Source organism: Rhizobacter sp. P3_B12, from assembly GCF_056402895.1.
In genome coordinates, this window is record NZ_JBFUGN010001803.1 from 1 (window position 1) to 507 (window position 507).

2 protein-coding genes are annotated in these 507 nt (G+C 72.6%); both read right to left on the bottom strand.

Annotated features, from left to right (window positions below):
• Positions 1-127: Maf family protein (locus AC1D01_RS38315; protein WP_477875262.1), on the bottom strand; the 127-nt coding region annotated here is incomplete at its 3' end.
• An 11-nt stretch (positions 128-138) separates the two neighbouring features.
• A partial coding sequence (gene rlmH / locus AC1D01_RS38320; protein ID WP_477875260.1) for a 23S rRNA (pseudouridine(1915)-N(3))-methyltransferase RlmH occupies positions 139-507 on the bottom strand: 369 nt, incomplete at its 5' end.

Here is a 507-nt window from a genome sequence, read left to right on the forward strand (position 1 = left end):
CCTCGGCATCTTCGTCGGCACCGGGCAGCAGCAGCTCGTGGCGCACGCCCACCTGGTCGAGCAGCTGGCGGCGGCGCGGGCTCTGCGACGCCAGGTAGATGAAGTCGTGCAGCGTGGCCTCGGGCATTCGCGGGTCCGCTATTCGCGGTGGTAGGGGTGGTTCACGGTCAGCGTCCAGGCCCGGTACAGCGCCTCGGCCAGCAGCACGCGCGCAAAGGCATGCGGCAGCGTCAGGTCGGACAGCCGCATCGTCTCGTCGGCGCTGCCCTTCAGCCCGGCATCGAGCCCGTCGGGGCCGCCGATCACGAAGGCCACGTCGCGCCCGTCGGGCAGCCAGGCCTTCATGCGGGCAGCGAGCTGCACGCTGGTCAGGCGGTCGCCGCGCTCATCGAGCACGACGCGGCGCACGCCCTTCGGCAGCGCCGCCTCGATGCGGGCGGCCTCGGCCGCCATCATCTGCTCGGCGGTGCGCGAACCGCGGGTCTCGGCCTTGACGGCCTTCAACTC